The 24,398-nt window shown below is 69.8% G+C and carries 23 protein-coding genes; 18 read left to right on the forward strand and 5 right to left on the reverse strand.

Translation table 11 applies throughout. The features are described 5' to 3' along the window. On the reverse strand, positions 1 to 336 hold a 336-nt coding region (locus tag Aph01nite_RS41530), incomplete at its 3' end, for a hypothetical protein (RefSeq protein ID WP_239161805.1). Between Aph01nite_RS41530 and Aph01nite_RS18550 the strand changes: the two genes are divergently transcribed. From Aph01nite_RS18550 to Aph01nite_RS18580, 7 genes are all read left to right on the forward strand, one after another. Beyond that, on the forward strand, positions 269 to 1,414 hold the full coding sequence (locus tag Aph01nite_RS18550) for a DUF7927 domain-containing protein (protein ID WP_239161803.1): 1,146 nt from the start codon (positions 269 to 271) through the stop codon (positions 1,412 to 1,414). The two genes, Aph01nite_RS41530 and Aph01nite_RS18550, sit on opposite strands and share 68 nt — an antisense overlap. Positions 1,415 to 1,555: 141 nt before the next feature. Then, on the forward strand, positions 1,556 to 2,083 hold the full coding sequence (locus tag Aph01nite_RS18555; protein ID WP_204042177.1) for a hypothetical protein: 528 nt from the start codon (positions 1,556 to 1,558) through the stop codon (positions 2,081 to 2,083). A 124-nt stretch (positions 2,084 to 2,207) separates the two neighbouring features. Continuing rightward, positions 2,208 to 2,864, forward strand: coding sequence for a DUF11 domain-containing protein (locus Aph01nite_RS18560; protein WP_204042178.1), 657 nt, complete (start codon positions 2,208 to 2,210; stop codon positions 2,862 to 2,864). A 125-nt stretch (positions 2,865 to 2,989) separates the two neighbouring features. Continuing rightward, positions 2,990 to 4,789 carry a glycosyltransferase gene (locus tag Aph01nite_RS18565; RefSeq protein ID WP_204042179.1) on the forward strand — a complete coding sequence of 600 codons (1,800 nt, stop codon included), beginning with the start codon at positions 2,990 to 2,992 and terminating at the stop codon, positions 4,787 to 4,789. A 77-nt stretch (positions 4,790 to 4,866) separates the two neighbouring features. Continuing rightward, positions 4,867 to 5,871 (forward strand): energy-coupling factor ABC transporter permease, encoded by a 1,005-nt coding sequence (locus Aph01nite_RS18570; protein ID WP_239161799.1) that lies wholly within the window; start codon positions 4,867 to 4,869, stop codon positions 5,869 to 5,871. Position 5,872: 1 nt separating this feature from the next. Next, positions 5,873 to 6,625 (forward strand): cobalt ECF transporter T component CbiQ, encoded by a 753-nt coding sequence (cbiQ, locus tag Aph01nite_RS18575; protein WP_204042181.1) that lies wholly within the window; start codon positions 5,873 to 5,875, stop codon positions 6,623 to 6,625. Further along, entirely contained in the window at positions 6,622 to 7,359 is a 738-nt protein-coding gene (locus Aph01nite_RS18580) for an energy-coupling factor ABC transporter ATP-binding protein (protein WP_204042182.1), read from the forward strand. Before cbiQ ends, Aph01nite_RS18580 begins: the two co-directional genes overlap by 4 nt. Here Aph01nite_RS18580 and Aph01nite_RS18585 read toward each other — a convergent pair. Then, entirely contained in the window at positions 7,326 to 8,381 is a 1,056-nt protein-coding gene (locus tag Aph01nite_RS18585) for a potassium channel family protein (protein ID WP_204042183.1), read from the reverse strand. The two genes, Aph01nite_RS18580 and Aph01nite_RS18585, sit on opposite strands and share 34 nt — an antisense overlap. 114 nt (positions 8,382 to 8,495) lie before the next feature. On the opposite strand from Aph01nite_RS18585, the gene Aph01nite_RS18590 reads away from it, so the two are divergent. From Aph01nite_RS18590 to Aph01nite_RS18610, 5 genes are read left to right on the forward strand one after another with little or no spacing between them, the layout of a single operon-like run. Continuing rightward, on the forward strand, positions 8,496 to 8,840 hold the full coding sequence (locus Aph01nite_RS18590; RefSeq protein WP_204042184.1) for an STAS domain-containing protein: 345 nt from the start codon (positions 8,496 to 8,498) through the stop codon (positions 8,838 to 8,840). A gap of 33 nt (positions 8,841 to 8,873) precedes the next feature. Beyond that, positions 8,874 to 9,647, forward strand: a complete 774-nt coding sequence (locus Aph01nite_RS18595) for an SDR family NAD(P)-dependent oxidoreductase (RefSeq protein WP_204042185.1) — start codon at positions 8,874 to 8,876, stop codon at positions 9,645 to 9,647. A gap of 15 nt (positions 9,648 to 9,662) precedes the next feature. After that, positions 9,663 to 10,427 carry a crotonase/enoyl-CoA hydratase family protein gene (locus Aph01nite_RS18600; RefSeq protein WP_204042186.1) on the forward strand — a complete coding sequence of 255 codons (765 nt, stop codon included), beginning with the start codon at positions 9,663 to 9,665 and terminating at the stop codon, positions 10,425 to 10,427. A 55-nt stretch (positions 10,428 to 10,482) separates the two neighbouring features. Then, positions 10,483 to 11,094 carry a rhomboid family intramembrane serine protease gene (locus tag Aph01nite_RS18605; protein WP_204042187.1) on the forward strand — a complete coding sequence of 204 codons (612 nt, stop codon included), beginning with the start codon at positions 10,483 to 10,485 and terminating at the stop codon, positions 11,092 to 11,094. 13 nt (positions 11,095 to 11,107) lie between these two features. Continuing rightward, positions 11,108 to 11,521, forward strand: a complete 414-nt coding sequence (locus Aph01nite_RS18610; RefSeq protein ID WP_204042188.1) for a BlaI/MecI/CopY family transcriptional regulator — start codon at positions 11,108 to 11,110, stop codon at positions 11,519 to 11,521. On the opposite strand, the gene serC is transcribed toward Aph01nite_RS18610, so the two are convergent. Further along, positions 11,518 to 12,630 carry a phosphoserine transaminase gene (serC, locus tag Aph01nite_RS18615; RefSeq protein WP_204042189.1) on the reverse strand — a complete coding sequence of 371 codons (1,113 nt, stop codon included), beginning with the start codon at positions 12,628 to 12,630 and terminating at the stop codon, positions 11,518 to 11,520. The genes Aph01nite_RS18610 and serC overlap by 4 nt on opposite strands. 147 nt (positions 12,631 to 12,777) lie before the next feature. Between serC and Aph01nite_RS18620 the strand changes: the two genes are divergently transcribed. Beyond that, positions 12,778 to 13,581, forward strand: a complete 804-nt coding sequence (locus tag Aph01nite_RS18620) for a response regulator transcription factor (protein WP_204042190.1) — start codon at positions 12,778 to 12,780, stop codon at positions 13,579 to 13,581. Between the two features lie 9 nt (positions 13,582 to 13,590). On the opposite strand, the gene Aph01nite_RS18625 is transcribed toward Aph01nite_RS18620, so the two are convergent. Then, complete coding sequence (locus Aph01nite_RS18625; protein ID WP_204042191.1) at positions 13,591 to 15,150, reverse strand: peroxidase family protein; 1,560 nt, start codon at positions 15,148 to 15,150, stop codon at positions 13,591 to 13,593. A 166-nt stretch (positions 15,151 to 15,316) separates the two neighbouring features. On the opposite strand from Aph01nite_RS18625, the gene Aph01nite_RS18630 reads away from it, so the two are divergent. Then, positions 15,317 to 17,902, forward strand: a complete 2,586-nt coding sequence (locus tag Aph01nite_RS18630; RefSeq protein ID WP_204042192.1) for a type 1 periplasmic-binding domain-containing protein — start codon at positions 15,317 to 15,319, stop codon at positions 17,900 to 17,902. Positions 17,903 to 17,938: 36 nt separating this feature from the next. On the opposite strand, the gene Aph01nite_RS18635 is transcribed toward Aph01nite_RS18630, so the two are convergent. Beyond that, complete coding sequence (locus Aph01nite_RS18635) at positions 17,939 to 19,045, reverse strand: citrate synthase 2 (protein ID WP_204042193.1); 1,107 nt, start codon at positions 19,043 to 19,045, stop codon at positions 17,939 to 17,941. 171 nt (positions 19,046 to 19,216) lie between these two features. On the opposite strand from Aph01nite_RS18635, the gene pdxH reads away from it, so the two are divergent. The 4 genes from pdxH (at position 19,217) to Aph01nite_RS18655 (ending at position 24,337) form a co-directional block, all read left to right on the forward strand. Next, on the forward strand, positions 19,217 to 19,855 hold the full coding sequence (gene pdxH, locus Aph01nite_RS18640; protein WP_239161800.1) for a pyridoxamine 5'-phosphate oxidase: 639 nt from the start codon (positions 19,217 to 19,219) through the stop codon (positions 19,853 to 19,855). Positions 19,856 to 19,915: 60 nt separating this feature from the next. Then, positions 19,916 to 21,154, forward strand: coding sequence for an MFS transporter (locus Aph01nite_RS18645; protein WP_204042195.1), 1,239 nt, complete (start codon positions 19,916 to 19,918; stop codon positions 21,152 to 21,154). A gap of 159 nt (positions 21,155 to 21,313) precedes the next feature. Then, positions 21,314 to 22,012 (forward strand): iron-dependent transcriptional repressor DtxR, encoded by a 699-nt coding sequence (locus tag Aph01nite_RS18650; protein ID WP_155359840.1) that lies wholly within the window; start codon positions 21,314 to 21,316, stop codon positions 22,010 to 22,012. A 102-nt stretch (positions 22,013 to 22,114) separates the two neighbouring features. Next, a complete protein-coding gene (locus Aph01nite_RS18655) occupies positions 22,115 to 24,337 on the forward strand; it encodes an ATP-binding SpoIIE family protein phosphatase (protein ID WP_204042196.1) in 2,223 nt (740 codons plus the stop codon). Positions 24,338 to 24,398: the final 61 nt, after the last annotated feature.

Raw genomic sequence — 24,398 nt, forward strand, 5'->3', positions numbered from 1 at the left:
TAACGCCACGTACAACAACGACGCGGTGGCGAGTTCGGGGGGGTTGACGTTCAACCCGGATGGGTCGGTGACGTGGTCGGGGCCGTTGGCGGTGGGGGAGACGATGACCGCCACGGCGTCGATTACGGTCAACAATCCCGCGACCGGTGGCGACACGATGACGAGCCTCGTCACCTCCACGACCACGGGCAGCAACTGTCCGGTGGGGAGTTCCGATCCGGGGTGCGTGACGTCGGTGGAGGTGCTGCGTCCGGAGTTGACGATCGTGATGGCGGCCGACAAGGTGACCGCCGAACCGGGTGAGACCGTGGCGTACACGGTGACCGTGACGAACACGGGCGAGACCCCCTATACGGGGGCGGCTTTCACGAACTCGCTTTCCGGTGTGCTGCCCGACGCGATCTACAACAACGACGCGGCGACCGACATCGGCGCCGTCGACTTCGCCAGCCCGCTGCTGAGCTGGAGCGGTGACCTGGCCATGGGCGCGGTCGCCACGATCACGTACTCCGTCACCGTCCGCGACCCGGACCCGGGCGACAAGTTCATGACCAACCGGGTGGTCTCCACGACGCTCGGCAACACCTGCCCCGCCGGCAGCGCCGACAGCCGGTGCGTGGCGGCCGTCACGGTCCTGGTCCCCGCCCTCACCCTGGCGATGAGCACCGACGTGGCCACCGTGGTCGCGGGCGCCAAGGTCGTGTACACGGTGACGGTCACCAACACCGGCCAGGTCCCGTACGTGGGAGCGAGCTTCACCGACTCCCTGGCCGGGATCCTGGACGACGCCACGTACGGCAACGACGCCACCGCGACGACGGGCGAGGTGCAGTTCACCGCGCCCACCCTGACGTGGACCGGCGACCTGGCCGTCGGGGCCGGCGCGACCATCACGTACAGCGTGACCGCGGTCAATCCGAGCGGCGGGGACGCCACCCTCGTCGGCGCCCTGACCTCGGGCACGCGCGGCAGCACCTGCCCGGTGGGAGGCGGCGATCCTCGCTGCGCCACCAGCGTGACCGTCATCGCGCAGAGCATCGTCCTGGCCGACCTGACCGAGGACTTCACCCTGACGGGCGTCCCGGACAGCACCGTACGCGGCGACGGAGCCGTGACCATGACGGTGATCACCAACAGCCCGACGGGCTACAACGTCACGGTCCGGGCCACCGCGCCGGAGCTCACCGCGCCCGGCATCGCCGCCACGATCCCCGTGTCGGCGCTGAAGGTCCGGGAGAGCGGGACGAGCACCTTCCAGCAGATGTCCAGCACCGTGCCGGTCTCCGTCCACGAGCAGGACACGGCGTCGGCCCCGGCCGGCGACCCCCTGAGTACGGATTATGAGGTCGATATCCCATTCGTCCCTTCTGGGACTTATTCGGTGACCCTCGACTACATCGCCAGCACCCAATAAAAGACGATGTATCCGATATGGCCTACATATCGGCCCCCCAACGTCTTCATGGGAATACCTAAAAAGATGATCTAGGGGTTTGTTTCATAGTCCGTCTGGCGATCATGTCAGAAGGGATGAAAGATTAAAGAGGGAGTTGAAATGCCAACATTCCGGAATGCGCATATTCTGGGCATTTGCCTGGCGCTGGCGGGCGCGGTGACCGTGGCGGCGCTGGAGGCCGGGTCCCCGGCGTTGGCGGACACCGACACGGGCACCACGACGGCCAACGTCGAGGTCACCTCGTCCATCACGCTGAGCGATCTGACTGCGTCATTCACCCTGACCGGCGCCCCCACGGACACGCCGAGCACGCAGATCAGCATGAAGGTCACCACCAACAACTTCGCGGGTTACAACGTCACCGTGGCGCCGGCCACCGCCAACCTGACCGGTGCGATCGCCGGCAACAGCGACGTCATCCCGGCCGGCCTCCTCCAGGTCAAAGGCACAGGCGTGGGCGCTGCCTTCACCGGCCTGACCTTCGGTACCCCGCTCGTGGTGCACACCCAGGACAACGCTTCCGTGGCCGCGGGTGACACGATCAACAACGACTACCAGATCACCATTCCATTCGTCCGTCCGGACACCTACACGACGACGCTCAACTACGTCGCCACCACGCTTTAACGGGCGGGACTCGCGGCGGTCGCGGGGCCGGGGGAATTTACGCCACCGGCCCTATTATTAGGGGGTCCATATTCGCTCACGGCGCCGCCGGTGGGCGATAATTTTATTCAAAGGTATGCGTTTAATGGTCTTTCGTGACAGTTGCGTACGGAGAGCCGGGCGTATTTCCCGCGCCCACGCCGCGGCGGCGATCGCGCTGCTCGCCGCGCAGTCCTGGAGCGGCACGGCGCACGCGTCCGTGACGCCCAAGCCCAAGCCCTCGCCCAAGCCGCCCGCGCTGAACATCGCCATCGACAACGGGCACACCAGCGTGCGCCAAGGTGACCGGCTCACCTACACGATCAAGATCGCGAACACCGGGGCCGCCGCGACCCCGGTCCTGCGGGTCTTCCAGGCCCTGGTGCCGGGCCTCGAACTGATCTCCTCGACGCCGGCGGGCACGGTCACGGCGAAGAACATCGAATGGAACAAGTCGCTGGCAGCCGGGGAGAAGGCCGAGTTCAACGTGACCGCCGAAGTGGGTGAGCTGGAAGCCCAGCTGCAACGGCTGACGGTCGTGGCCTGCGCGGCGGACAAGAGCAGCGAGCGGTCGATCGTCTGCGCGGCGCACTCGGACCGGGTGCCGGCCGCGGGCGGGCCGGTCCAGAGCCAGGTGCCGGGCACCAGCGCGAGTGAGTGGTACATCGCCGTGGGCGGCCTGGGACTGCTCGTGGCCACCGGCGTGTTCGTGGGCTGGCGGCTGCGGCGGCGCAAGCCCGCGCGGGCGCCGATGGCCCCCTGACGAAGCGGATGCGGCCCCTGACCGGACGTCGGGGGTCACATCGCCCTCGATCGGGGCCGCCTCCCAGGTGCGGAAATCGTCAAGAGGGAGCGCCTGAGCTGGGATGCGTTACATAATGAAACGCAATGGATGCGCTAAGTGACTACCCCGTCGATGTCAGTGTGCTCGTCCCCGCGTACAACTGCCGGGCTTTTCTTGATCGATGTCTGACCTCGCTGCTGGTGCAGCGGGTCAGCAAAGAGATCATCGTGGTGGATGACGGTTCCACCGACGAGAGTCTCGCGCTGCTGGAGCTGTACGCGCGGCACCACCCCGCGATCAGGGTGATCTCCCAGGAGCACACGGGCGCGCCGGGCAGTGCCCGCAACCGCGCGCTGAGCCGGGCTCGCGGGCGTTACGTGTTCTTCTGCGACGCCGACGACTATCTCGGGCCGTTCGCCCTGGAGAAGATGCTGGCGATGGCCGACAGGAACGGGTCGGACATCGTGCTCGGCAAGGTCGTGGGGCACGGCCGCCGGGCGCCCGCGTCCATGTTCCGGGCCAACGCCGACCGGGTGACCCTCCAGGGCAGCACGGTCTACAACAACCTCAACGTCTTCAAGCTCTACCGCAAGTCCATGCTGGAACGGCACCGCATCCGGTTCGACGAGTCGCTGCGGGTCGGGGAGGACATGGACTTCGCCGTCCACGCGTACTGTCACGCGGACGTGATCTCCGTCGTCGCCGACTACGACTGCTACCACCTGATGGACCGGGAGGACGGCACCAGCGTCATGCAGGAGCCGGGCAGCCGGGAGCCGATCGCCTGGCTGCGCATGGTCAGGATCCCGATCGGCCGGATGGCGCGGCACGTGCCGCCGGGCCCGCTCCGCGACCATCTGCTGCTGCGCCACTTCACCTTCGACGTGCTCGCCCAGCTCGGCGAGCCGTTCCTGGCGGCCGACGAGGGCGACCGCGAGAAGATCGCCGTCGAGGTGGCCGACCTCTGCGACGAGTGGCTGACCGACGGGGTCCGCGCCCGGCTGAGCGCCGCCGACAACGCCCGCCTCACCTCGCTCACCGACCCCGACCGGCTGGTACGGCTCGCGCGGGTGCAGTCCGCCCCCCTCCGCCGCCGCCTGACGGCCCTGGAATGGGCGGGCGACCACCTGCAGATCTCGGGCAGCGTCACGCTGACCGGCTTCGAGGGCGCCGTCGGCCTGCTCCTGAAGGAGCGCTCCCAGCGCGCCGAACGCAAGATCCCGGTGACCCGGGTGGCCGACCTGTTCAGCGCCTCCATCGACGTGGGCGAGCTGGCGACGGGCATCTGGGACGTCTTCGTGGCCGTGGAGTGCGAGGGCATCCGCCGTCTCGGCCGCCTGGGCGCCGACCGGGACCGCCGTGCGACCCGGCCGGTGCCGCGGTTCACCGGCGGGGTGGTGGCGCTGCCGTACCTGACCAGGCCGTACGGGAACCTGAGTCTGGACGTGGGCGGGCACGTGGTCCGGGTGCCCGCGTCGGTGCGGCTCACGCACACCGAGTGGATCGAGCGGCGGTTACGGATCGAGGGCCAGGTCATGGTGGGGGGCCGGCCGGGAGCGGCGGCCGTGCGCCGGCTGGTCTGGCGGGAGCGGCGGACCGGCAGGGAGCGCCACGAGGAGGCCGTGTCCACCGGATCGCGGGCCTTCGCCGCCGAGACCGGTCCGCTCGGCCGGGGAACCTGGGACGCCTACCTGGAGCTGGACATGGGCGGCCCCACGGCCAGATTCCCGGTCAAGGTGGGGGAGCCCAAGAGCCTGGAGCGTCCGCGAACATGGTGGCAGGGCACGACGCGCTGGACCACCCGTCCGTACGCGACGGCGGTCAGCCATCGATTGAGCACGTCAGTGCGGCGCGCGTCCTTCTTCACGCTCGCCCGCCGGGCTTTCCGGAGGATTCGTTTCTAGGCCAACTCCCGCTAATGCGAAGCATTTGCAACTGCTCTACTGTTGTGGTCAAAGTTCGCATTAGCGGAGGTAATCCCGTGCACGTGCCTGATGGCTTCTTCACCGCATCGGTGTCCATAGGGGCGGCCGTCGTGGCCGCCGCCGGGGTGGGCGTGGCGCTGCGCAACGCCAAACAGGAGCTCGACGACCGGACCGCGCCCATGGCGGGCCTGGTGGCCGCGTTCGTCTTCGCGGTCCAGATGCTCAACTTCCCCGTCGCGGCCGGCACCAGCGGCCACCTCCTGGGAGGGGCGCTGGCCGCGATCCTGGTGGGGCCCTATACGGCGGTGCTCTGCATCGCCGTGGTCCTCCTCGTGCAGGGGTTCTTCTTCGCCGACGGCGGGCTGACCGCGCTCGGCATCAACATCACCCTGATGGGCATCGTGACCGCCGCCGTCGCCTGGGGAGTCTTCCGGCTGATCGTGCGGGCCGCGCCCAACCGGGGCGCCGTCGTGATCGGCTCGTTCGTGGCGGCGCTGGTCTCGGTGCCGGTCTCGGCGCTGGTCTTCGCGGTGCTCTTCGCCATCGGCGGCACGGCCCCGATCGACGCGGGCGCGGTCGCCGCCGCCATGGGCGGCGTGCACGTGCTCATCGGCATCGGCGAAGGGCTGATCACCGCCGTCACCGTCAGCAGCGTGCTGGCCGTCCGCCCCGACCTGGTGTACGGCGCGCGCGGGCTGGCCAGGCCGCTCGTGCTCCGCACCGCCGAGGGCGAGCAGGTCGTGGCGCCGCAGCAGCAGCCCGCCGAGCCCAAGCCGCTGCGCCCGTTCCTGGTCGGCGCGGGCGTCGTGTCGCTGCTGCTCGCCGGCATCGTCAGCTTCTTCGCGTCCAGCTCGCCCGACGGCCTGGAGAAGGTCGCCGAGGACAAGGGCTTCCTCGGCCAGGCCGCCGACCACCTCTTCGGCGGCTTCGCGCTGGCCGACTACGGAGACGTCGGCGGCATCCCGGTCGGGGTCGCGGGCGTGCTGGGCGTGCTGATCACGCTCGCGGTCGGCCTGGGCATCGGCTACCTCGTGCGCCGCAAGCAGAAGGTCGCCAGCTGAGTTGGGCGCCGGTCACCACCACCAGCTGTACCGTGCGGGGGACACCCTCGTGCACCGGCTGCCGCCGCAGTGCAAGCTGGTGGCGGTGGCCGCGTTCGCGATCGTGGTCGTGGCGACCCCGCGAGAACGGTTCTGGGCTTTCTGTGGCTATCTCCTGCTGCTGGCGACCGTCGCCGCGATCGCCAGGGTCCCGCCCGGGCATGTGCTCCGGCGCATGGTGGTCGAGCTGCCGTTCGTGCTGTTCGCCTTCGCCATCCCGGTCATCGGGCTGGGCGAGCGGATCACCGTCTGGGGTGTCTCGCTCAGCGTGGACGGGCTCTGGGCGAGCTGGAACATCCTGGCCAAGGCCACCCTCGGCGTGATCGCCTCGATCCTGCTGGCGGCGACCACCGAGCCACGCGGCATGCTGCTGGGCGCGCAGCGGCTGCGCATGCCCCAGCTGCTCGTGCAGATCGCCACGTTCATGCTGCGCTACCTGGACGTGGTGCTGGACTCGATGCGCCGGATGCGCGTCGCCCGCGAGTCGCGGGGTTTCCAGGCCAGGGACATCCGGCAGGCGCCCATCCTGGCCAAGTCGGCGGGCGCGCTCTTCATCCGATCGTACGAGCGGGGGGAACGGGTGCATCTGGCCATGTTGAGCAGGGGGTACACGGGATCGATGCCCATATTGCACGATATTTCGGCTGATGTGCGGCAGTGGTTGGCCGCGGGGGCGCTTCCTCTCGCGGCGGCGGCCGTACTGTTCCTGACATGACGCTCGAAGTGCGGGACCTCGCCTACGCCTACCCCGACGGGACCCAGGCGCTGTTCGGGGTGGACCTGCGGATCGCGCGGGGCGAGCGGGTGGCGCTCCTCGGCCCGAACGGCGCCGGCAAGACCACCCTGGTCATGCACCTGAACGGCATCCTGACGGCCGGGCACGGCACCGTGCGGGTGGCGGGCCTGGAGGTCGGCAAGGAGACGCTGCGCGAGATCAGGCGCCGGGTGGGCCTGGTCTTCCAGGACCCCGACGACCAGCTGTTCATGCCGACCGTCCGCGAGGACGTCGCCTTCGGCCCGGCCAACATGGGCGTCCGCGGCGAGGAACTGGACCGGCGGGTACGGGACGCCCTGGACCGGGTCGGCATGCTGGACGCCATCGACCGGCCGCCGCACCACCTGTCCTTCGGCCAGCGCCGGCGGGTCGCCGTGGCCACCGTCCTGGCCATGGACCCGGAGATCCTCGTCCTGGACGAGCCGTCCTCCAACCTGGACCCGGCCTCCCGCCGCGAGCTGGCCCAGATTTTGCGCAGCCTGGACGTCACCGTCCTCATGGTCACCCACGACCTCCCGTACGCGCTGGAGCTGTGCGAACGGTCGCTCATCCTCAGCGGCGGGGTGATCGCCGCCGACGGCCCCACCCGGGAGCTGCTGGCCGACGAGAGCCTGCTGACCACCCACCGCCTGGAGCTGCCCTACGGGTTCGCGGTGCCCTCCCCAGGGACCTGATCGGGCTCTCCGGGCTCTCCGGGCTCTTCCTCGGGCACGTGGATGACCACGACCTGGTCGCCCGCCGCCAAGGTGTCCACCCGCGCGTACGGAACGACCTGGCCGTCGCGGACGACCGCGATGACCATGCCCTCGGCCCGGCTCGGGGGCTGCCCCACCTCGGCGGCGGAGACCGGGCGTTCGTAGAGGTCGAGGCCGTGGCCGTACACGAGGAAGTCCTCGATGAGGGTGCTGACGGCCGGGCTCTGGGTGGCCACGCCGAGCATCCGGCCGGTCGCCTCCGAGCTGGTGATGACCACGTCGGCGCCGCTCCGCCGGACCAGCGGGTCGTTCTCCGACTCGCGCACCGCGGCCACCACGGTCGCGCCCGGGTTGAGGTTGCGCGCGGTCAGCGTGACCAGCGCGGTGGTGTCGTCCCGCTGGGTGGCGATGATCACTTCGGCGGCCTGGGCGATCCTGGCCCGGCGCAGGATCTCGCCGCGGGTGCCGTCGCCGATGACGCCGACGAACCCGTCCTCGTTGGCCTCCGCGATGGCGGCCGGGTTGGGGTCGACGACCACGATCGACTCCTTGGCCCGCTCGTTGTCCAGCAGGGTGCGGATCGCGGCCCGGCCCTTGGTGCCGTAGCCGACGACCACGGTGTGCCCGCTCAATCGGGACCTCCAGCGGTTGGCGAGGAACTCTTCCCTGGTCCGCTGGGTGAGCACCTCCAGGGTGGTGCCCACCAGCACGACCAGGAAGACGATACGCAACGGCGTCACGGCGAGGATGTTGATCAGGCGGGCCGTGTCGGAGACGGGCGTGATGTCGCCGTAGCCCGTCGTGGAGACGGTCACCGTCGCGTAGTACAGCGCGTCCAGCACCGAGACTTCGCCGTCGTAGGTGTCGCGGTAGCCGTCCCGGTCCACCGCGACGAGGAGGAAGACCAGGCCGAGGGCGGCGAAGGCATACCAGATCCGGCGCAGCACGGCGCGGAGCGGGCTGACGGAAATCCGCGGCAGGCGGATGCCCTCATCGGTCACCCGCCGATCTTACGGTCTGGCCGTCCGCATATCAGGGGCCACTTCGGTCCCCGGCGGTAGGACCGGAGGTTTGTGGGGGCCTTGGGTAAAGTGGGCCACGCGGAGGAGGTTCATATGAAGCTGCGGCTCGCGCGGAGATCGCTCTCCGGTGCCGTCGTGGTGGCCGTCGAGGGCGAACTCGACCTGTTCACCGCACCCTTCCTGCGCGATGAGGTCCGCGACGCCATCAAACAGGATGGCGCCGTCCTGGTGCTCGACCTCACCTCGCTGTCGTTCATGGATTCGAGCGGGCTGAGCGTGCTGATCGAGGCGTGGCGGCTGGCCACCAGCGAGGGCGGCGGGGTTACGCTGGCCGCGCCCCAGGCGCCGGTGGCCCGGATCCTGCGCACCACCGGGCTGGATCGGCGGATCAAGGTCTACCCGGATGTCGACACGGCCATTTTGCGGCACCCCGAGTAGAACTTCATTCGGTTGGCGGGTTAGGGTCCGGCTATGGACCTGAAGGATGCAGCAGCAATCATCTCGGGCGGCGCCAGCGGTCTCGGCGAGGCCACGGCCAGGGAACTGGCGGGCGTCGGCGCGACCGTCGTCATCGCCGACCTGAACGAGGAGCGGGGCAAGGCGCTCGCCGACGAACTGGGCGGCGTGTTCGTCCGCACCGACGTGGCGGACGAGGCGTCTGTGCAGGCCGCGGTGGACGCGGCGGTGGCGACCGGCAAGCCGTTGCGCGCGGTGATCAACAGCGCCGGCATCGGCTGGGCCTCCCGGACGGTGAACCGGGACGGCTCGCCGCACGACCTCGCGTCGTACCGGAAGGTGATCGACGTCAACCTGATCGGCACCTTCAACCTGATGCGGATCGGCGCGGCCGCGATGGCCAGGACCGAGCCGCTGGGGGAGGACAAGGCGCGCGGCGTCGTCATCAACACGGCCTCGGTGGCCGGCCTGGAAGGGCAGACCGGGCAGGTCGCCTACTCGGCGTCCAAGGGCGGGATCATCGGCATGACGCTGCCCGCCGCCCGCGACCTGGCGGCCATCGGCGTCCGGGTGCTGACCATCTGCCCGGGGATCATCGACACCCCGATCTACGGCTCCGGGCCGGAGTCGGACGCGTTCAAGGCGCAGCTGGCCGCGCCGGTGCCGTTCCCGAAGCGCATGGGCCGCGCGTCGGAGTTCGGCCACCTGGTCCGCGCCCTGGTAGAGAACGACTACATGAACGGCGAAGTCATCCGCTTCGACGGCGGCATTCGATTCCAGCCGAAGTAACCCAAGTGAGGTCTCGTGTCTGACGAGGTTCTGGTAGAAACCGACGGCGGCGTCGCCGTCATCACCATCAACCGGCCGCAGGCCAGGAACGCGATCAACGGCGCGGTGGCGCGCGGCATCGCGGCGGCCGTGGACGAGCTGGACGCCAGGTCGGACGTCTCCGCCCTGGTCCTCACCGGCGCGGGCGGCACCTTCAGCGCCGGCATGGACCTGAAGGGCTTCCTGGCGGGGGACTTCCCCGCCGTGGAGGGCCGCGGGTTCGGCGGCCTGACCGAGTCGTCCCCCAAGAAGCCGCTGATCGCGGCCGTCGAGGGGTACGCGCTGGCGGGCGGCTTCGAGCTGGCGCTCTCCTGCGACCTGATCGTGGCCTCGGAGGAGGCCAAGTTCGGGCTGCCGGAGCCCAAGCGGGGCCTGGTGGCCGCCGCCGGCGGGATCATGCGGCTGCCGCGGCGCATTCCGTACCACGTGGCGATGGAGATCGCGCTCACCGGTGAGCACTATCCGGCGGCGCGCCTCTACGAGCTCGGTCTCGTGAACCGGGTCACCCCGGCGGGGGGCTCGCTGGCGGGGGCGCTGGAGCTGGCCAAGAAGATCGCGGCGAACGCGCCGCTGGCGCTGACGGCGACCAAGAAGATCATCCTGGAGTCCCAGGATTGGTCGCGGGACGAGATGTTCGCCAAGCAGGGCGCGATCGTCAACCCGATCTTCGGGTCGAAGGACGCGATGGAGGGCGCCGCGGCTTTCGCGGAGAAGCGCGCGCCCAACTGGAAGGGCGAATAACGACGGGTCCGGGGGGTAGTCCGCGCGCATGGCCCGAACTGCGTACCGTAAAGGCATGAGCGACGGACTGCCCCCTCTCACCCCGACCCCCCGGGAGCGTACGGCCAGCCTGCTGGCGGGCGCCCTGGGCAGCGTCATCGTCATGCTGTTCCTGGTCGGCGGCATGTGGGCGCTGGAGATCGTCGATTACCTGGGCGACGGCGCCCTCGACCAGTACGGCATCGTGGCCCGCGACCCGGACGGTCTGGCGGGCATCTTCGCGGCGCCGTTCCTGCACGCCGGCTTCCAGCACCTGATCGCCAACTCGCTGCCGCTGCTGATCCTGGGCTTCCTGGCCGCCATCCGGGGCATCGGCCGGTTCCTCGGCGCGAGCCTGATCATCATCCTGGTGAGCGGGCTCGGGGTGTGGTTCGTGGCCCCGCCGAACACGGTGACCCTGGGCGCCAGCGGCCTGGTATTCGGCTATTTCGGATATGTCGTAGGGCGGGGGCTTTTCGACCGGCGGATTCTCGACATCGTGCTGGCCGTTGTCGTCGCGGTCATGTACTACTCGATTATTTTCGGGATTTTGCCGGGACAGGCGGGAATCTCCTGGCAGGGGCACCTGTTCGGGCTGATCGGCGGAGTCCTGGCCGCCTGGCTGCTGCGCCGCAGGCGCGAGTACTGACACAATTGTTCTTGTGAATTTGGGGCCCCTGGAACGCGCGATCATGGACGTGGTTTGGGACGCCAAGAAGTCCCTGCTCATCCGTGAGATCCAGGAACAGCTCAACGAGGGCGCCGAGAAGCCCTTGGCGTACACGACCATCCAGACCGTGGCGGAGCGCCTGGTGCGCAAGGGACTGCTGAGCCGCGCCCCGGAGCGGAAGGCCTTCCGCTACGGCGCGGCCCGTTCGCGTGCCGAGCATCTCACCGACCTGATGCTGGACGCGCTGGCCGAGAGCCCGGACCGGTCGCCGGTGCTGAGCAGGTTCGCGCAGAGCGTCGACTTGGACGACGCCCTGCGCCTGCTGGACGAGCTGGCCCGCCGCGCCGGGCGAGGCCCCGCCGAGCAGCCGCCCGGCTGGGTGCCCCCGCCCAATCCCGGCGACTAGAGCCGCTCCACCACGTAGTCGATGCACACGGTCAGGGCCTCGACGTCGGCCGGGTCGACGGCCGGGAACATGGCCACCCGCAGCTGGTTGCGGCCCAGCTTGCGGTAGGGCTCGGTGTCCACGATGCCGTTGGCCCGCAGCGCCTTGGCCACCGCCGCGGCGTCCACCGAGGCGTCGAAGTCGATCGTGCCGACCACGTTGGAGCGCTGCGCCGGGTCGGCCACGAACGGCGAGGTGTAGGCGGTCTTGTCGGCCCAGGTGTAGAGCCGGGACGCCGAGTCGGCCGTCCTGGCCGTGGTCCAGGCCAGGCCGCCGTTGCCGTTCATCCACTCGATCTGGTCGGCCAGCAGGAACAGCGTCGCCACGGCGGGCGTGTTGTACGTCTGGTCCTTGGACGAGTTGTCGATCGCGATGGGCAGGCTGAAGAACTCCGGAATGTACCGCCCCGAGGCGGCGATCTCCTCCACCCGGGCCAGCGCGGCCGGGGAGAACAGGCCCAGCCACAGGCCGCCGTCGGAGGCGAAGCTCTTCTGCGGCGCGAAGTAGTAGACGTCGAAGTCGGCGGCGTCGACGGGCAGGCCGCCCGCGCCGCTGGTGGCGTCCACCAGGACCAGCGAGTCGCCGGAGCCGACCCGGGAGATCGGCATGGCGACGCCGGTGGAGGTCTCGTTGTGGGTCAGCGCGTACACGTCCACGCCCGCCTCCTCGACCGGCAGCGGGTGGCTGCCGACCTCGGCGGTGATGACGGACGGGTCGGCCAGCCAGGGCGCCTTCTTGACCACGGCGCCGAACTTGGACGAGAACTCGCCGAAGTGCAGGTGCTGGGACTTCGCCCGGACCAGACCGTGCGCCGCGATGTCCCAGAACGCGGTGGTGCCGCCGTTGCCGAGCACGACCTGGTAGCCCTCGGGGAGCGAGAACAGGTCGGCCAGGCCGGACCGGATCCGGCCCACGAGGTTCTTGACCGGCTGCTGGCGGTGCGAGGTGCCCATCAGGCTCGCTCCCGGGCCGGCGAGGGCCGCCAGCTGCTCGGAACGAACCTTGGAGGGCCCGCAGCCGAAGCGGCCGTCGGCGGGCTTGATGTCAGCGGGAATCACGATGTCAGCCACTCGCCCAAGCGTACTGAGAGGGGGCCGTGGTCTTGACGCAGGTCCGCATCATGAGATGGTGTCCCCCTTGACGTAACGGAGCAAAACTCCCATCGTTCGCTTAAAAAGCGCTCCCACTCCGCCACCTAGCGAAGTGTGGTCTCCCAAATGTCCGATTCGGTTGGCACTCTCTCCGAGCGTGAACTCACCGTGCTCTCCTTGATAGGCGCGGGCAGCAGCGCGAAGCACATCGCCGCGCAGTTGGGCATCAGCGCGTCCACCGTGGAAAGTCATAAACGCCGCATATACGCCAAGCTCGGTGTCACCCACCAGAGTCAGGCGGTCTCCCAGGCCATCGCGCTCGGCCTGTTCGACGCCCCGGCCAAGGACCGGGACGAGACCGAGATGGTGGTCGTGCACGCCCGCCCCGGCGCGCCGGTCGGGCAGGTCACCCAGGCGCTGCTCAGCCACGGCCGCCCGTTCATCCTGACCCCCGAACTGGACCCCGGCCAGTGGCGCTTCCGGGGCCGCTTCGTCACCGTCCTGGTGGATCCCACCCCGCACGACTGGCTGGCCACCGCCTGCTTCCGCGCCCCGGTCGTGGTGATCCCGTCCGTACGCTCCGACGACGACCTGGTCCGGGAGGCCATGCGGTACGGCGCCCGCGCCCTGGTCTGGCTGGAGGACGTGCCCGACCTGCTCTGCACCACGCTGGCCATGGTCGCCCACGGCTACGTGATCATGGCGGGCACCCATCTGCCCGCCGCGTCCTCGCTGGAACTGAGCGGCAGGGAACGTGACATCCTCGACTCGATCGCCATCGGGCACACCCTCCAGCAGACCGCCCGCTCGCTCGGCATCTCGGTCAAGACCGTGGAGAACACCCAGGGCCGCCTGTTCCGCAAGCTGGGGGCCAGAAACCGCCCAGAGGCCCTGACGAATGCGTACCGTCAGGGCCTCGTGCCGGGCTGAGCCTGACCCCTACTGGCCGCGGCTGGTGGGGTCGACGCGGGCGAAGGTCAGCAGATCGACCATCCGGAAGTCACCCGCGGGGCCGGAGCGCCGCGGGAGCGTCGGCACCCAGGTGGGGTTGGTCCGGAGGAAGGAGTTGTTGTCCAGCTGGAGCAGGCCGATGAAGACCTCGCCCACGATCCGGGCGCCCACGCCGGCCAGCTTCAGGCCGCCCGCGACCTCGGCCTCCTTGAGGATGTAGTACCAGAGCGGCGTGCTGGCGGGCAGGCCGTGCCCGATCGCCTGGAGCTCGGGGAAGTGCTGGGCCTCCAGGGCCGGGATGCCGATCGCGCGCGCGATGTTCTGCCCGGACGGGATCGACCAGGTCACGTGGCGCAGCAGGTTGCGCTGCACCAGCGAGGTGGGCGGCTCGCCGGAGGCGATCGCGCCCAGCGGCAGGTTGAACAGCGGGGTCGAGATCTTGGTGTCGATGCGCTTGTTCGGCCGGACCTGACCGTCGCCGAAGTCGAAGAAGGTCTGCCAGCCGATGAAGCGGCGGGGCGCCCGCGCTCCGCCGCGCAGGTCCACCGGGTCGGCCTGGCCCTGGCCGGCCGGGTCGAAGATGAAGCCGAAGAAGGCCGAGCCGTCGGGGTTGCCGGCCAGGTTGGCCCGGTAGGAGGGCCGGACCATGCTGTGCCCGAAGCGGTAGCAGGCGCCCTGGAACTCCACCGGGATGAACTGCTGGCCCGCCAGCGGGCGGTAGAACCGGCGCCCGCCGATGAGGATGGAGTTCACCACGTCCTGGCCGATGACCAGCGGCAGGAACTCCCGCAGGATGATCCACTGGTAGTGCCAGCGCACCAGCTGCTGGGCGGCGGGGAAGACGTTCCCGGTCATGCCCTGGGCGCGCAGGTGGTCGACCACCCGGTTGTGGAAGAGCAGGAACGCGCAGTGCAGGCCGGCGATGATCAGGTTCTCGTCGTTGCGGGGGTCGCCGATGATCGCCTGGCCGTTCGCCATCCGGGGCAGATCCTCGAAAAGGCCGCCGCTTTCGACCTTGAGTTTGGCGGGGTCGGCGGGGTTGTATAGCTGCGGGTCGGCGACCGGGCCACGGCCGTAGACCGAGTCCAGGTCCAGGCCGGGCGTGCGGGTGTTGGGCGTCGCCTCCGGCGCGGTCACCGTGCCGAGCGGCGAGGAGCGGTCGAACGTCATGTCGTGGTCGAGGAACTGACCTAAGAAGGTGACGCCAGCGGTGTGCGTGGCATTGTCGAGGTTGTTCGGGCTGAGTTCGGGATTGGTGATGAGCCGGATCGGGCCTTCGGCGAGCGGGTCCTTGGCGTCGACGACCCCGCCGGCGCGGCCCATCTCGACGAGTGCGGGACGCAGGCTCGACGCGTTGAAATCGGCGAACGGTGGCAGGTTAAAGATCCGTCCGAAACGGTCGGACGCGACGGCGGTCCCTCCGGACTGTGTGGTCACCACCCGGGCTATCGCCTCGGCCGGCGCCAGGGACAGCGCCCCAGCTCCTGCGCCGAGTCCGGCGAGGAATCCCCGTCGGCTCACTCCCCGGTTCGCTCCGTGTGCAGCCATGAACACTCCCGCGACTTAGTGGCATATGTCCGGGAATTATGTAATCCGTAACTTTAGCGACTCAAGGTACATAGGCTGACATGAAACCCTTAAGGGAGGTTTTCTGGAAATATACCCCTAACGGGAATTAGGGGTAAATTGAATAAGGATGAGGGAAAGGATGGGCATGATCGCGGCGGATCAGCGGCGACTGCAGGGGGTGCTGGAGGGGCTGCTGCGGCGGCCCTCGTTCTGGCGTGGGGATCCGCCGTTGCCGGTGCTCCTGCTCGTCGGCGCGGATTCCGCCGACACGGCGGTGGCGCTGGCGGCGCCGTTCAAGGGGAGCCTGCCGTACGCGGCGCCGGTGGGGGAGGAGCTCAAGGACGTGCCGGCGCTGGTCAACGCGCTGGCGGGGGAGAACGGCGATCTCGGGGCCGCGATCGGCGGGTCGTTCCTGCCGGCGCCCCGGTTCCCGCTCGCGCAGTTCGTGCTGTGGGCGCGGGAGCAGCGGGCCCAGCGGCCGGAGGACTGGACCGGCGTGTGGCCGCCCGCGCCCGAGTCCCGCAAGGGCCAGGACGAGTTCCGGGCCCGTTACCGCAAGTGGCGCTGGGAACGGTACGGCGAACGCCGGGCCCGCCGTACGGCCGCGGACTTCGTGGTGCGCGCCGCGACCACCTGGGTGCCGCTCGGCATGGCCGTGGCGCTGCTGGCCGGATGGGACGTCGTCGACCTGCTCTCGCTGATCCCCTGGGTGGTCGGCCTGATCGTGGCCGCGGCGGGCACCGCCGTCCAGGCCGCGCTGTCGATCAGGGGGACTTTCTTCTCCGGCTGGTTCCGCCGCCACCGGTACGTGAATCTGCGCCGTAAACGATTCGAGAGCCGCCACAAGTACGCGTTACGCCTGGCCGCCGAGCCCGACCTGGACAAACTGCTGGTCTACGCGATGTTCCAGGACCTCCGGCAGGCGTACCAGAAATGGGTCATCCCGTGGCCGAGCTGGGGGCGCGGCTGGTACGGCCTGCTGGTGCTGCGGGAGCCCGGACCTGGGGTGACCCGGTTCCTGGGCGTGCTGCGGGACGTGATCGCCGACACCGGCGTGCATCCGCCCCTGCTGGTGCTGGCCGCCGGGGACGGGCCGATCCCGCCGGCCACCCCGGTCCGGCCGCTCGCGCTGCTGCCCGAAGCGATTCAGGACTGGCGCGCGCAGGTGCCCGAGCCATTCATCCCGGTCACCGTGAATGAGTCTGACATTCCCGACATGGGGGCATTTCGACCGACGCCGTTGCGGGCATTCGGCTATTGGGCCGTGGTGGCTCTGCTTGCTTTCGGACCGATCGCGGTGGTGGGGCGTACCTGGATCGGCTGTGGCGACGGCCTGCGCGAGGTCGAGAGGCAGTGCGTCGGCCTCAGCGACGATCTCAACGAGATCGAGCCCGACCCGCTGCTCGCGCCCGTCCTGGAGCGCATCCAGCGGCAGAACCGCGAGGTCCAGGACGACCAGCGGGTGATCACCGTCTTCTATCTCGGCCCGCTCACCACCAGCCGCAGCGGCGGCGACCAGATCAGCGGCTCGGCGGGGGAACTGGCCGGGATCGCGGCCCGGCAGCTGGCCTACAACCGGCTGCACAGCTGGCAGATCAGGGTCGAGTTCGCCAACGCCGGCCAGGACTTCGTCAGCGCCGCCTACGCCGCCCAGATGATCAAGGACCGGGCGGCGGGGGATCCGAACATCGCGGGGGCCATCGGGTTCGCCTGGAGCCGTACCGAGACGCAGGACGCGATCCGGCTGCTCAGCGACGCGCACATGCCGATGCTGAGCACCACCAACACCGCCGACACCACCCCGCTGGTGTACGGCATGAAGCCCTCCCCCTCCTTCTTCCGGATGGCCGCCCCCAACTCCGCCCAGGCCAAGGCCGCCGAGTTCTGGCTCCAGCGGGGCCTGCCCGGCGGCGGCAAGGTCCCGGCCGAAAAGGTGGCCGTCCTGCTGGAGATCGACGAGCGGGGGCGGGAGCTGTACAGCAAGGACCTGGCCGACGGCCTGACCGCCCGGCCCGGCGCGCTGTACGCCGACGCCAGGCGCTACGTCTTCCGCGACGAGAACCAGCTGGCCGCCCAGGTCGACCAGGCCTGCCAGGACGGCGCGGCCGTGCTCTTCTACACCGGCCGCTCCAGCTACCTGGGCAACCTGGTGGACACCAAGGAACACCAGTGCGGCCGCGACGTACGGGTGCTCGCCGGCGACGAGGTGACCGGCAGGCTGGCGCAGATCCTGGCCGACGGCTCCTCGGTCAACAACCCGCAGATCTCCTTCATCGCCCTCAACGACGCCCGCGCCGAGCAGGACGGCTCGGAGGCGATCAACGACACCCAGCGCGAGATCGAGGCGTGGATCAAGGACGTGCACCCCGAGCGCGGCCGGTCGGTCTCCCGGGTGCACGCCAGGATGGGCTACGACGCGCTTCTGGCGATCACCAGCGCCATCGACCAGATCAAGGCCACCAACGTGGATCCGGCCGTGAACATCGCCCAGAGCGTCGCCTACAACCTGCGCGGGCTGGGCGTGGACGGGCACATCCAGGGAGCGACCGGGAGCTTCTACTTCTCCACCGACGCCGACTTCCACACCGCGCTGCCGCGGGAACTCTGGCTCTTCTCCAGCGAACCGGGGCAGACCGTGCCGATCCTGCGGGGCAAGTGCACGGTGGACACGAGCACGGAGGACCCGGCCGAGCTGGACGTGGGCTGCACGACAGAGCCCGCGGCTCCGTGAGCCGCGGGCACGTCAGAGGACGGGTTCAGGAAGGGGTCAGTGCTTGCCGACCACGTCGGCGGCGCCGGGAACGTCGTGGACCGAGCGCTGGGACGGGCCCACATAGGTCGCGCTGGGGCGGACGAGCCTGCCCGTGCGCTTCTGCTCCAGGATGTGGGCGGCCCAGCCGGCCGTACGGGCGCAGGTGAACATGGAGGTGAACATGTGCGAGGGGACCTCGGCGAAGTCCAGGATGACGGCGGCCCAGTACTCGACGTTGGTGGCGAGCACCCGGTCGGGCTTGCGGGCGTGCAGCTCTTCGAGCGCGGCCGTCTCCAGCGCCGCCGCCACCTCGTAGCGAGGCGCGTTCAGCTCCTTCGCGGTCCGGCGCAGCACCCGCGCCCGCGGGTCCTCGGCCCGGTAGACCCGGTGGCCGAAGCCCATCAGCCGCTGGCCCTTGTCCAGCTCGCTCTGCACGTACTTCTTGGCGTCGCCCATCTGCTCGACGCCCTCGATCATGTGCAGCACCCGGGCCGGAGCGCCGCCGTGCAGCGGGCCCGACATGGCGCCGACCGCGCCGGACAGGGCCGCGGCCACGTCCGCGCCGGTGGAGGCGATCACCCGCGCGGTGAACGTGGAGGCGTTCATGCCGTGCTCGGCGGCCGACGTCCAGTACGCGTCGATGGCCTTCACATGCGCCGGGTCGGGCTCGCCCCGCCAGCGGATCATGAAACGTTCGACGATGGTCTCCGCCTCGTCCACGCGGCTCTGGGGGACCATCGGGAGGCCGAGCCCGCGGGCGGACTGGGCGACGAACGACAGCGCCGTCACCGAGGCGCGCGCGAGGTCGTCGCGGGCCTGGACGTCGTCGATGTCGAGCAGGGGCCGGAAGCCGTACGCGGGCGCCAGCATGGCCAGGGCGCTCTGCACGTCTACCCGGATGTCACCGGAATGGACAGGAACGGGGTACGGCTCGGCCGGGGGGAGGCCCGGCTGGAACTCGTTGTCGACCAGCAGACCCCATACGTTCCCGTAGGAGACCCGGCCGACCAGCTCCTCGATGTCGACGCCCCGGTATCGCAGGGCGCCCCCTTCTTTGTCCGGTTCCGCGATCTCGGTCTCGAAAGCCACCACGCCTTCGAGCCCGGGTTTAAAGTCGGACACTCTCGGCCGCCTCCCTCTCTTGTGAAGTCAAAAGCCTTGATGTCGAGATACCGGCGGGTCAATTTAACCTCTCGCGGTGCCGCGGGTCGCCGCCGGTCCCTCCCCAACACCGTCTCCCCAGGTAGGGGGTCGTGCGTCGGACATCTACCAAGCGCGCAAGAATACCTTTTCGTGGACAGCAGATCGCACCTGGCCGGGCTCCGCCGCAGCTACAACGGCGAGCCCCTGCTCGACGTGGCCGACGACCCGGTGACCCAGTTCACCAGGTGGTTCGCCGACGCGGTCGACGCCGGGCTCCCGGAACCCAATGCCATGATCCTGGCAACCAGTTCGGCGGGGGGAAGACCCTCGGCCAGAACAGTTCTGCTGAAAGGCTTCGACGAGCAAGGTTTCACGTTCTTCACCAACTACGAGTCGCGCAAGGGCCGGGATCTGGCCGAGAACCCGCGCGCCTGCCTGCTCTTCCCCTGGCATCCGCTCCGCCGCCAGGTGCGGGTGGAGGGCCGGGCCTCCCGCGTGTCGCGCGAGGAGACCGAGAAGTACTTCCGCTCCCGCCCGTACGGCTCGCGCATCGCGGCCTGGGCCTCCCGGCAGTCGGCGGTGCTGCGGTCCCGCCAGGAGCTGGACGACCGTTTCGCGGAGCTGGCCGAGCGCTGGCCGGAGGATCCGCCGGTGCCGGAGTTCTGGGGCGGCATCCGGGTGGCGCCGGTCGAGGTCGAGTTCTGGCAGGGCCGCGCCGACCGCCTGCACGACCGCCTGCGCTACCGCCGCTCCGACGGCCGCTGGGTCATCGAGCGACTGGCCCCCTGACCCCTCGTGCGACACCCCCTGACATGGGCTGATGTTCGTGCCATGGGAAGCTAGCCAGCCGTGAGCTTTGTCAGAGACCTCCTGAGGCGCCATTTCGTCGACACCCGGCCGCTCCAGATCCCCGACTACCGGCGGCTGCTTGGCGGCCAGGCGGTGGCCTTCGTGGGGTTCCAGCTCACCGCCGTCGCGGTCAGCGCCGAGGTGTTCACGCTGACCAAGTCCTCGCTCTGGGTCGGCCTGCTCGGCCCGGTCGCCCTCATCCCGCTGATCGTCTTCGGGCTGTGGGGCGGCGCCATCGCCGACGCCATGGACCGCCGCAGGCTCCTGCTGACCGCCTCCATGATCAGCTGGTCGGCCACGCTGGTCCTGGTCGTGAACGCCTTCACGCTCCAGAACGTGTGGGTGATCATGGCCGCGGTGGCCCTGCAGTCGACCGGGTTCGCCATCGCCTCGCCCACCCGCAACGCGATCATCCCCCGGCTGGTGCCGCGCGAGCTGGTGCCCTCGGCCAACACGCTCAACTTCCTGTTCAGCAGCATCGGCTCGGTCCTCGGCCCGCTGCTCGGCGGCTTCATCATCGCCGGCGGCGGGTACGGCTTCGCCTACCTGATCGACGCGGTGCTGTTCACGGCCAGCCTCTACGCGGCGCTGCGGCTGCCCCGGCTGGACCCGCAGGGCGAGGTGACCGCGCCGGGCCTGCGGGCGGTGGCCGGCGGGCTGCGCTACATCATGGCCACGCCGGTGGTGCTGATGTCGTTCGTGGTGGACATCATCGCCATGTCCTTCGCGATGCCCCGGGCGCTCTACCCGGAGATGACCGAGATGCGCTTCGGCGGCTCCGGCATCGCGTACGGCTGGCTGTCGGCGGCGATCGCGCTCGGCGCGGTGGCCGGCGGGCTGTTCTCGGGGTGGGTGGGGCGGGTGCGGCGGCAGGGGCTCGCCCTGACGTTCGTGATCGCCGTCTGGGGCGTCACGGTGGCCGCCGCGGGTCTCGCCCAGGCCCTGTGGCTGGTCGTGCTCCTGCTGGCCTTCGGCGGCTTCGCGGACCTCGTCTCGGCCGTGTGGCGGCAGACCATCCTCCAGACGTACGCGCCGGACGCCATGCGCGGGCGGCTGCAGGGCGTCTTCTTCGTGGTCGTGGCGGGCGGGCCGCGCCTGGGCGATCTCCGGGCCGGCGCCACCGCGAGCTCCTTCGGGCTGGTTCCGGCGTGGGTGGGCGGCGGCCTGCTGTGCGCGGTGACGGTGGTGGTCGTGGGGCTGGCGGTGCCCGCGTTCCGCCGCTACCAGGTGCGATCCTGAGGTAAATCCTTCGAGAACCCTTCCGAGTCCCGGTCCGGTCGCGGACATGGAAGGATTCAGGTCCCTCGCACGTTGCCAATCGTGCACGGGTTCGCCGCCCAGGTCGGCTGAACCAGCTGGTAGGTCGTAGCATCGAGGGCAGACCGGGAGGAAGACGTTGTGACCGCACACGGCCTGATCGACACCACGGAGATGTATCTCCGCACGATCTACGAGCTGGAAGAGGAAGGCATCGTCGCGTTGCGCGCGCGCATCGCCGAACGACTGCAGCAGAGCGGCCCCACGGTCAGCCAGACGGTGGCGCGGATGGAGCGCGACGGGCTGGTCAAAGTGGAGGGCGACCGCCACCTCACCATGACCGATCTCGGGCGCACGCTCGCGATCCGGGTGATGCGCAAGCACCGCCTGGCCGAGTGCCTGCTGATCCAGGTGATCGGCATGCCCTGGGAGGAAGTGCACATCGAGGCGTGCCGATGGGAGCACGTCATGTCCGATTCGGTGGAGGCGCGGCTGGTGAAGCTGCTCGACAACCCCACCGAATGCCCGCACGGGAACCCCATCCCCGGACTGGACGAACTCGGAGCGTCCGGTTTGGAGGAATATGAGGCGGTCTCGGCTATGGCTGATCTGGCCGGACCCCGAGATATACCCGTGGTGGTCCGCCGAATTAGCGAACAAGTGCAAAGCGATCCCGCCGTGATGCTTAAACTCAAGCAAGTTGGGATACAACCCGGACGCGAGGTGACGCTCGCGGCGAGCGACGACGGTGTGCGGGTGACAGGTGACGACGAAGCGGACAACACTCTCGCGGAGCTACCGCGCGATGTCGCCACGCATGTATTCGTCACCAGACGCTGATCCCAGCGGTTCTTCCCGGGAGCCCCTCCTCTCCCACGACAGCACTGGCTCTGGCAAGGCAGGAGCACCCGTGGCCCGCATCCCCCGAGGGGTGGTCGTTGGATGAAACGTTGGGGGGATCTGTCGCAGGACACCGCCGACCATCTTTCCGCCGGTTCCGTCCTTGACCACGCGGAGATGGCGGTCGTCGTCACCGACCGTTTCAGCAACGTCCTCTACTGGAACCCGTTCGCGGAGCGCCTGTTCGGCCGGCCCGGTCACCACGGCCTCGACGACGTGCTCTCGCTCGGGATCATGGAGAAGGACCACCCGCTCGCCGTGGACCTCGCCAAGCACGTCCTGAAGGGCGGCGTCTGGGAGGGCACCTTCGACGTCGTACGGATCGACGGGACGATGATCTACGTGCGGGCCCAGGCGGTGCCCATGCGGCATCCGTCCGGATCCGTCACCGGGATCGTTATCACCGCGCGCGAGGCGATGCGGAGCAACGAGCGCGAGAAGGACCGGTTCGGCCTGCTGGAGCGCATCGGCGAACGGCTGGCCGGCTCGCTGTACGTGGAGGAGACCCTCAACCGGGTCGCCGAGATGCTCGTGCCGCAGTTCGCCGACCACTGCTTCATCGAGCTGATGGAGGGCGACCGGCTGATCCGCAAGGTGTCCACGCACGTGAACGGCTGGACGCCGCCGCCGGACACCTGGAAGCCCATCGGCGCGGAGATCCGCTACCCGCAGGGCCACTACGGCGACGCCGCGCTGCGCCGCCAGGAGACCATCCTGGTCGAGGACTTCTCCCAGGTGAGCTACCCGTCGCCGAGCGAGGGCGCGGCCCGGGTGTGCGGCGAGATCGGCATGACCTCGGCCATCGTGGCGCCGCTGTGCGCCCGCGGCGAGACGCTCGGCCTGATGTACCTGGCGATGTCCAACCTCACCGACCGGCGCTCCCCGCACTACGACGCCTTCGACCGCGACTTCGTGGGGGCCATCGCCACCCGGGTGGCGCTCGCCGTGGACAACGCGCTGCTGTTCGAGGAGGAGCGGCACACCGCCGAGTCCTTCCAGAAGCACCTGCTCCCGCGTGAGCTGCCGACGCTGGACGGGCTGGAGATCGCCGTCCGGTACTACCCGGCCGCGCCGCTGGCCAGCCACGGCCAGGGCATCCAGACCCAGGTCGGCGGCGACTGGTACGACGTGATCCCGCTCTCCGCCGGACGCGTCGGCATCGTCATCGGCGACGTGGAGGGCCGGGGCGCCAAGGCCGCCGCGGTCATGGGCCAGCTGAGGGCCGCGCTGCGCGCCTTCGCCCAGGACGACAAGCCGCCCGCCGACATCCTGGCCAGGCTCGACGAGTGGACCAGGGTCGTGGCCGCACCCGAGCACGACGACTTCGGCGCCGACGTCACCAGCCCGCCGATCGTCACCTGTCAGTACCTGGTGTACGACGCCTGGTCCCGGCAGCTCTCCTTCGCCAACGCCGGCCACTCGCCGCCGCTGCTGATCGTGGACGGCAGCGTCACCGAACTGGACATCACCGAGGTCGGCCAGCCCCTGGGCGTACGGGCCTCCGGCATGCACGCCGACCTGGTCTACAAGGAGGAGACCCGGGTCCTGCCGCCCGGGGCCACGCTCCTGCTCTATACCGACGGCCTGGTGGACCGGCGGCCCGCCCGCGGGACCGACGAGCCCTCGCTGTCGGACGACGAGACCCTGCAGATCCTCTGCGACAAGGTCGCGAAGATCGCCGGGGAGTCGGTGGAGCGCATCGCCGACACCGCGACCGTCGCGGTGCCCGGCGAGATCGACGACGACATGGCCATCCTGGTCGTGCGCTCGGTGGGCGCGGAGCTGGAGTTCGAGGAGCGTACCTTCCCGGCTCAGCCGATCATGGTGGGCGAGGCGCGGCGCATGGCGTCGGAGGCCTTCGCCGGCTGGAACGTCCCCGAGGAACGTGCCGATCTGGCCTGCCTGCTGGTCTCCGAGGTGGTCACCAACGTGGTGCTGCACGCGGCCGCGGCCAGCGTGCCCCGCAGGGAGCTCGCGCTCGACGGGCCGCCGCTGCCGTTCGACGAGTCCTGGGACGTGCCCGGCCTCGACGAGGAGATCGCCAACGACAAGGAGTTCACCCTGCGCCTGCGCCGGGGCGACGAGTCCATCTGGGTCGAGGTCTTCGACCAGGACCTGCGGCTGCCGCGCATCCGCAGCGCCGGCGAGAACGACGAGGGCGGCCGGGGGCTCTACCTGGTCGACCAGCTGGCCCGCCGCTGGGGTTCCCGCCCCACCAAGGAAGGCAAGGCCGTCTGGTTCGAGATCCCGCTCGGCGGTCGCTGAACTGCCGAAATCCCCCAGGTGGGTTGCTGGCATGTGACCGGCTTCGGTGCTTGACTCGAAA

The sequence above is a fragment of the Acrocarpospora phusangensis genome (assembly GCF_016862995.1).
Taxonomy (GTDB): domain Bacteria; phylum Actinomycetota; class Actinomycetes; order Streptosporangiales; family Streptosporangiaceae; genus Acrocarpospora; species Acrocarpospora phusangensis.

Bases quoted from the DNA above. Each gene is read 5' to 3' on its own strand.
- Aph01nite_RS18550 (WP_239161803.1), top strand. From the start codon at position 269: ATGGCGGCCGACAAGGTGACCGCCGAACCGGGTGAGACCGTGGCGTAC.
- Aph01nite_RS18555 (WP_204042177.1), top strand. From the start codon at position 1,556: ATGCCAACATTCCGGAATGCGCATATTCTGGGCATTTGCCTGGCGCTG.
- Aph01nite_RS18560 (WP_204042178.1), top strand. From the start codon at position 2,208: ATGGTCTTTCGTGACAGTTGCGTACGGAGAGCCGGGCGTATTTCCCGC.
- Aph01nite_RS18565 (WP_204042179.1), top strand. From the start codon at position 2,990: ATGGATGCGCTAAGTGACTACCCCGTCGATGTCAGTGTGCTCGTCCCC.
- Aph01nite_RS18580 (WP_204042182.1), top strand. From the start codon at position 6,622: ATGACGCTCGAAGTGCGGGACCTCGCCTACGCCTACCCCGACGGGACC.
- Aph01nite_RS18590 (WP_204042184.1), top strand. From the start codon at position 8,496: ATGAAGCTGCGGCTCGCGCGGAGATCGCTCTCCGGTGCCGTCGTGGTG.
- Aph01nite_RS18595 (WP_204042185.1), top strand. From the start codon at position 8,874: ATGGACCTGAAGGATGCAGCAGCAATCATCTCGGGCGGCGCCAGCGGT.
- Aph01nite_RS18605 (WP_204042187.1), top strand. From the start codon at position 10,483: ATGAGCGACGGACTGCCCCCTCTCACCCCGACCCCCCGGGAGCGTACG.
- Aph01nite_RS18620 (WP_204042190.1), top strand. From the start codon at position 12,778: ATGTCCGATTCGGTTGGCACTCTCTCCGAGCGTGAACTCACCGTGCTC.
- Aph01nite_RS18625 (WP_204042191.1), bottom strand. From the start codon at position 15,150: ATGGCTGCACACGGAGCGAACCGGGGAGTGAGCCGACGGGGATTCCTC.
- Aph01nite_RS18630 (WP_204042192.1), top strand. From the start codon at position 15,317: ATGATCGCGGCGGATCAGCGGCGACTGCAGGGGGTGCTGGAGGGGCTG.
- Aph01nite_RS18655 (WP_204042196.1), top strand. From the start codon at position 22,115: ATGAAACGTTGGGGGGATCTGTCGCAGGACACCGCCGACCATCTTTCC.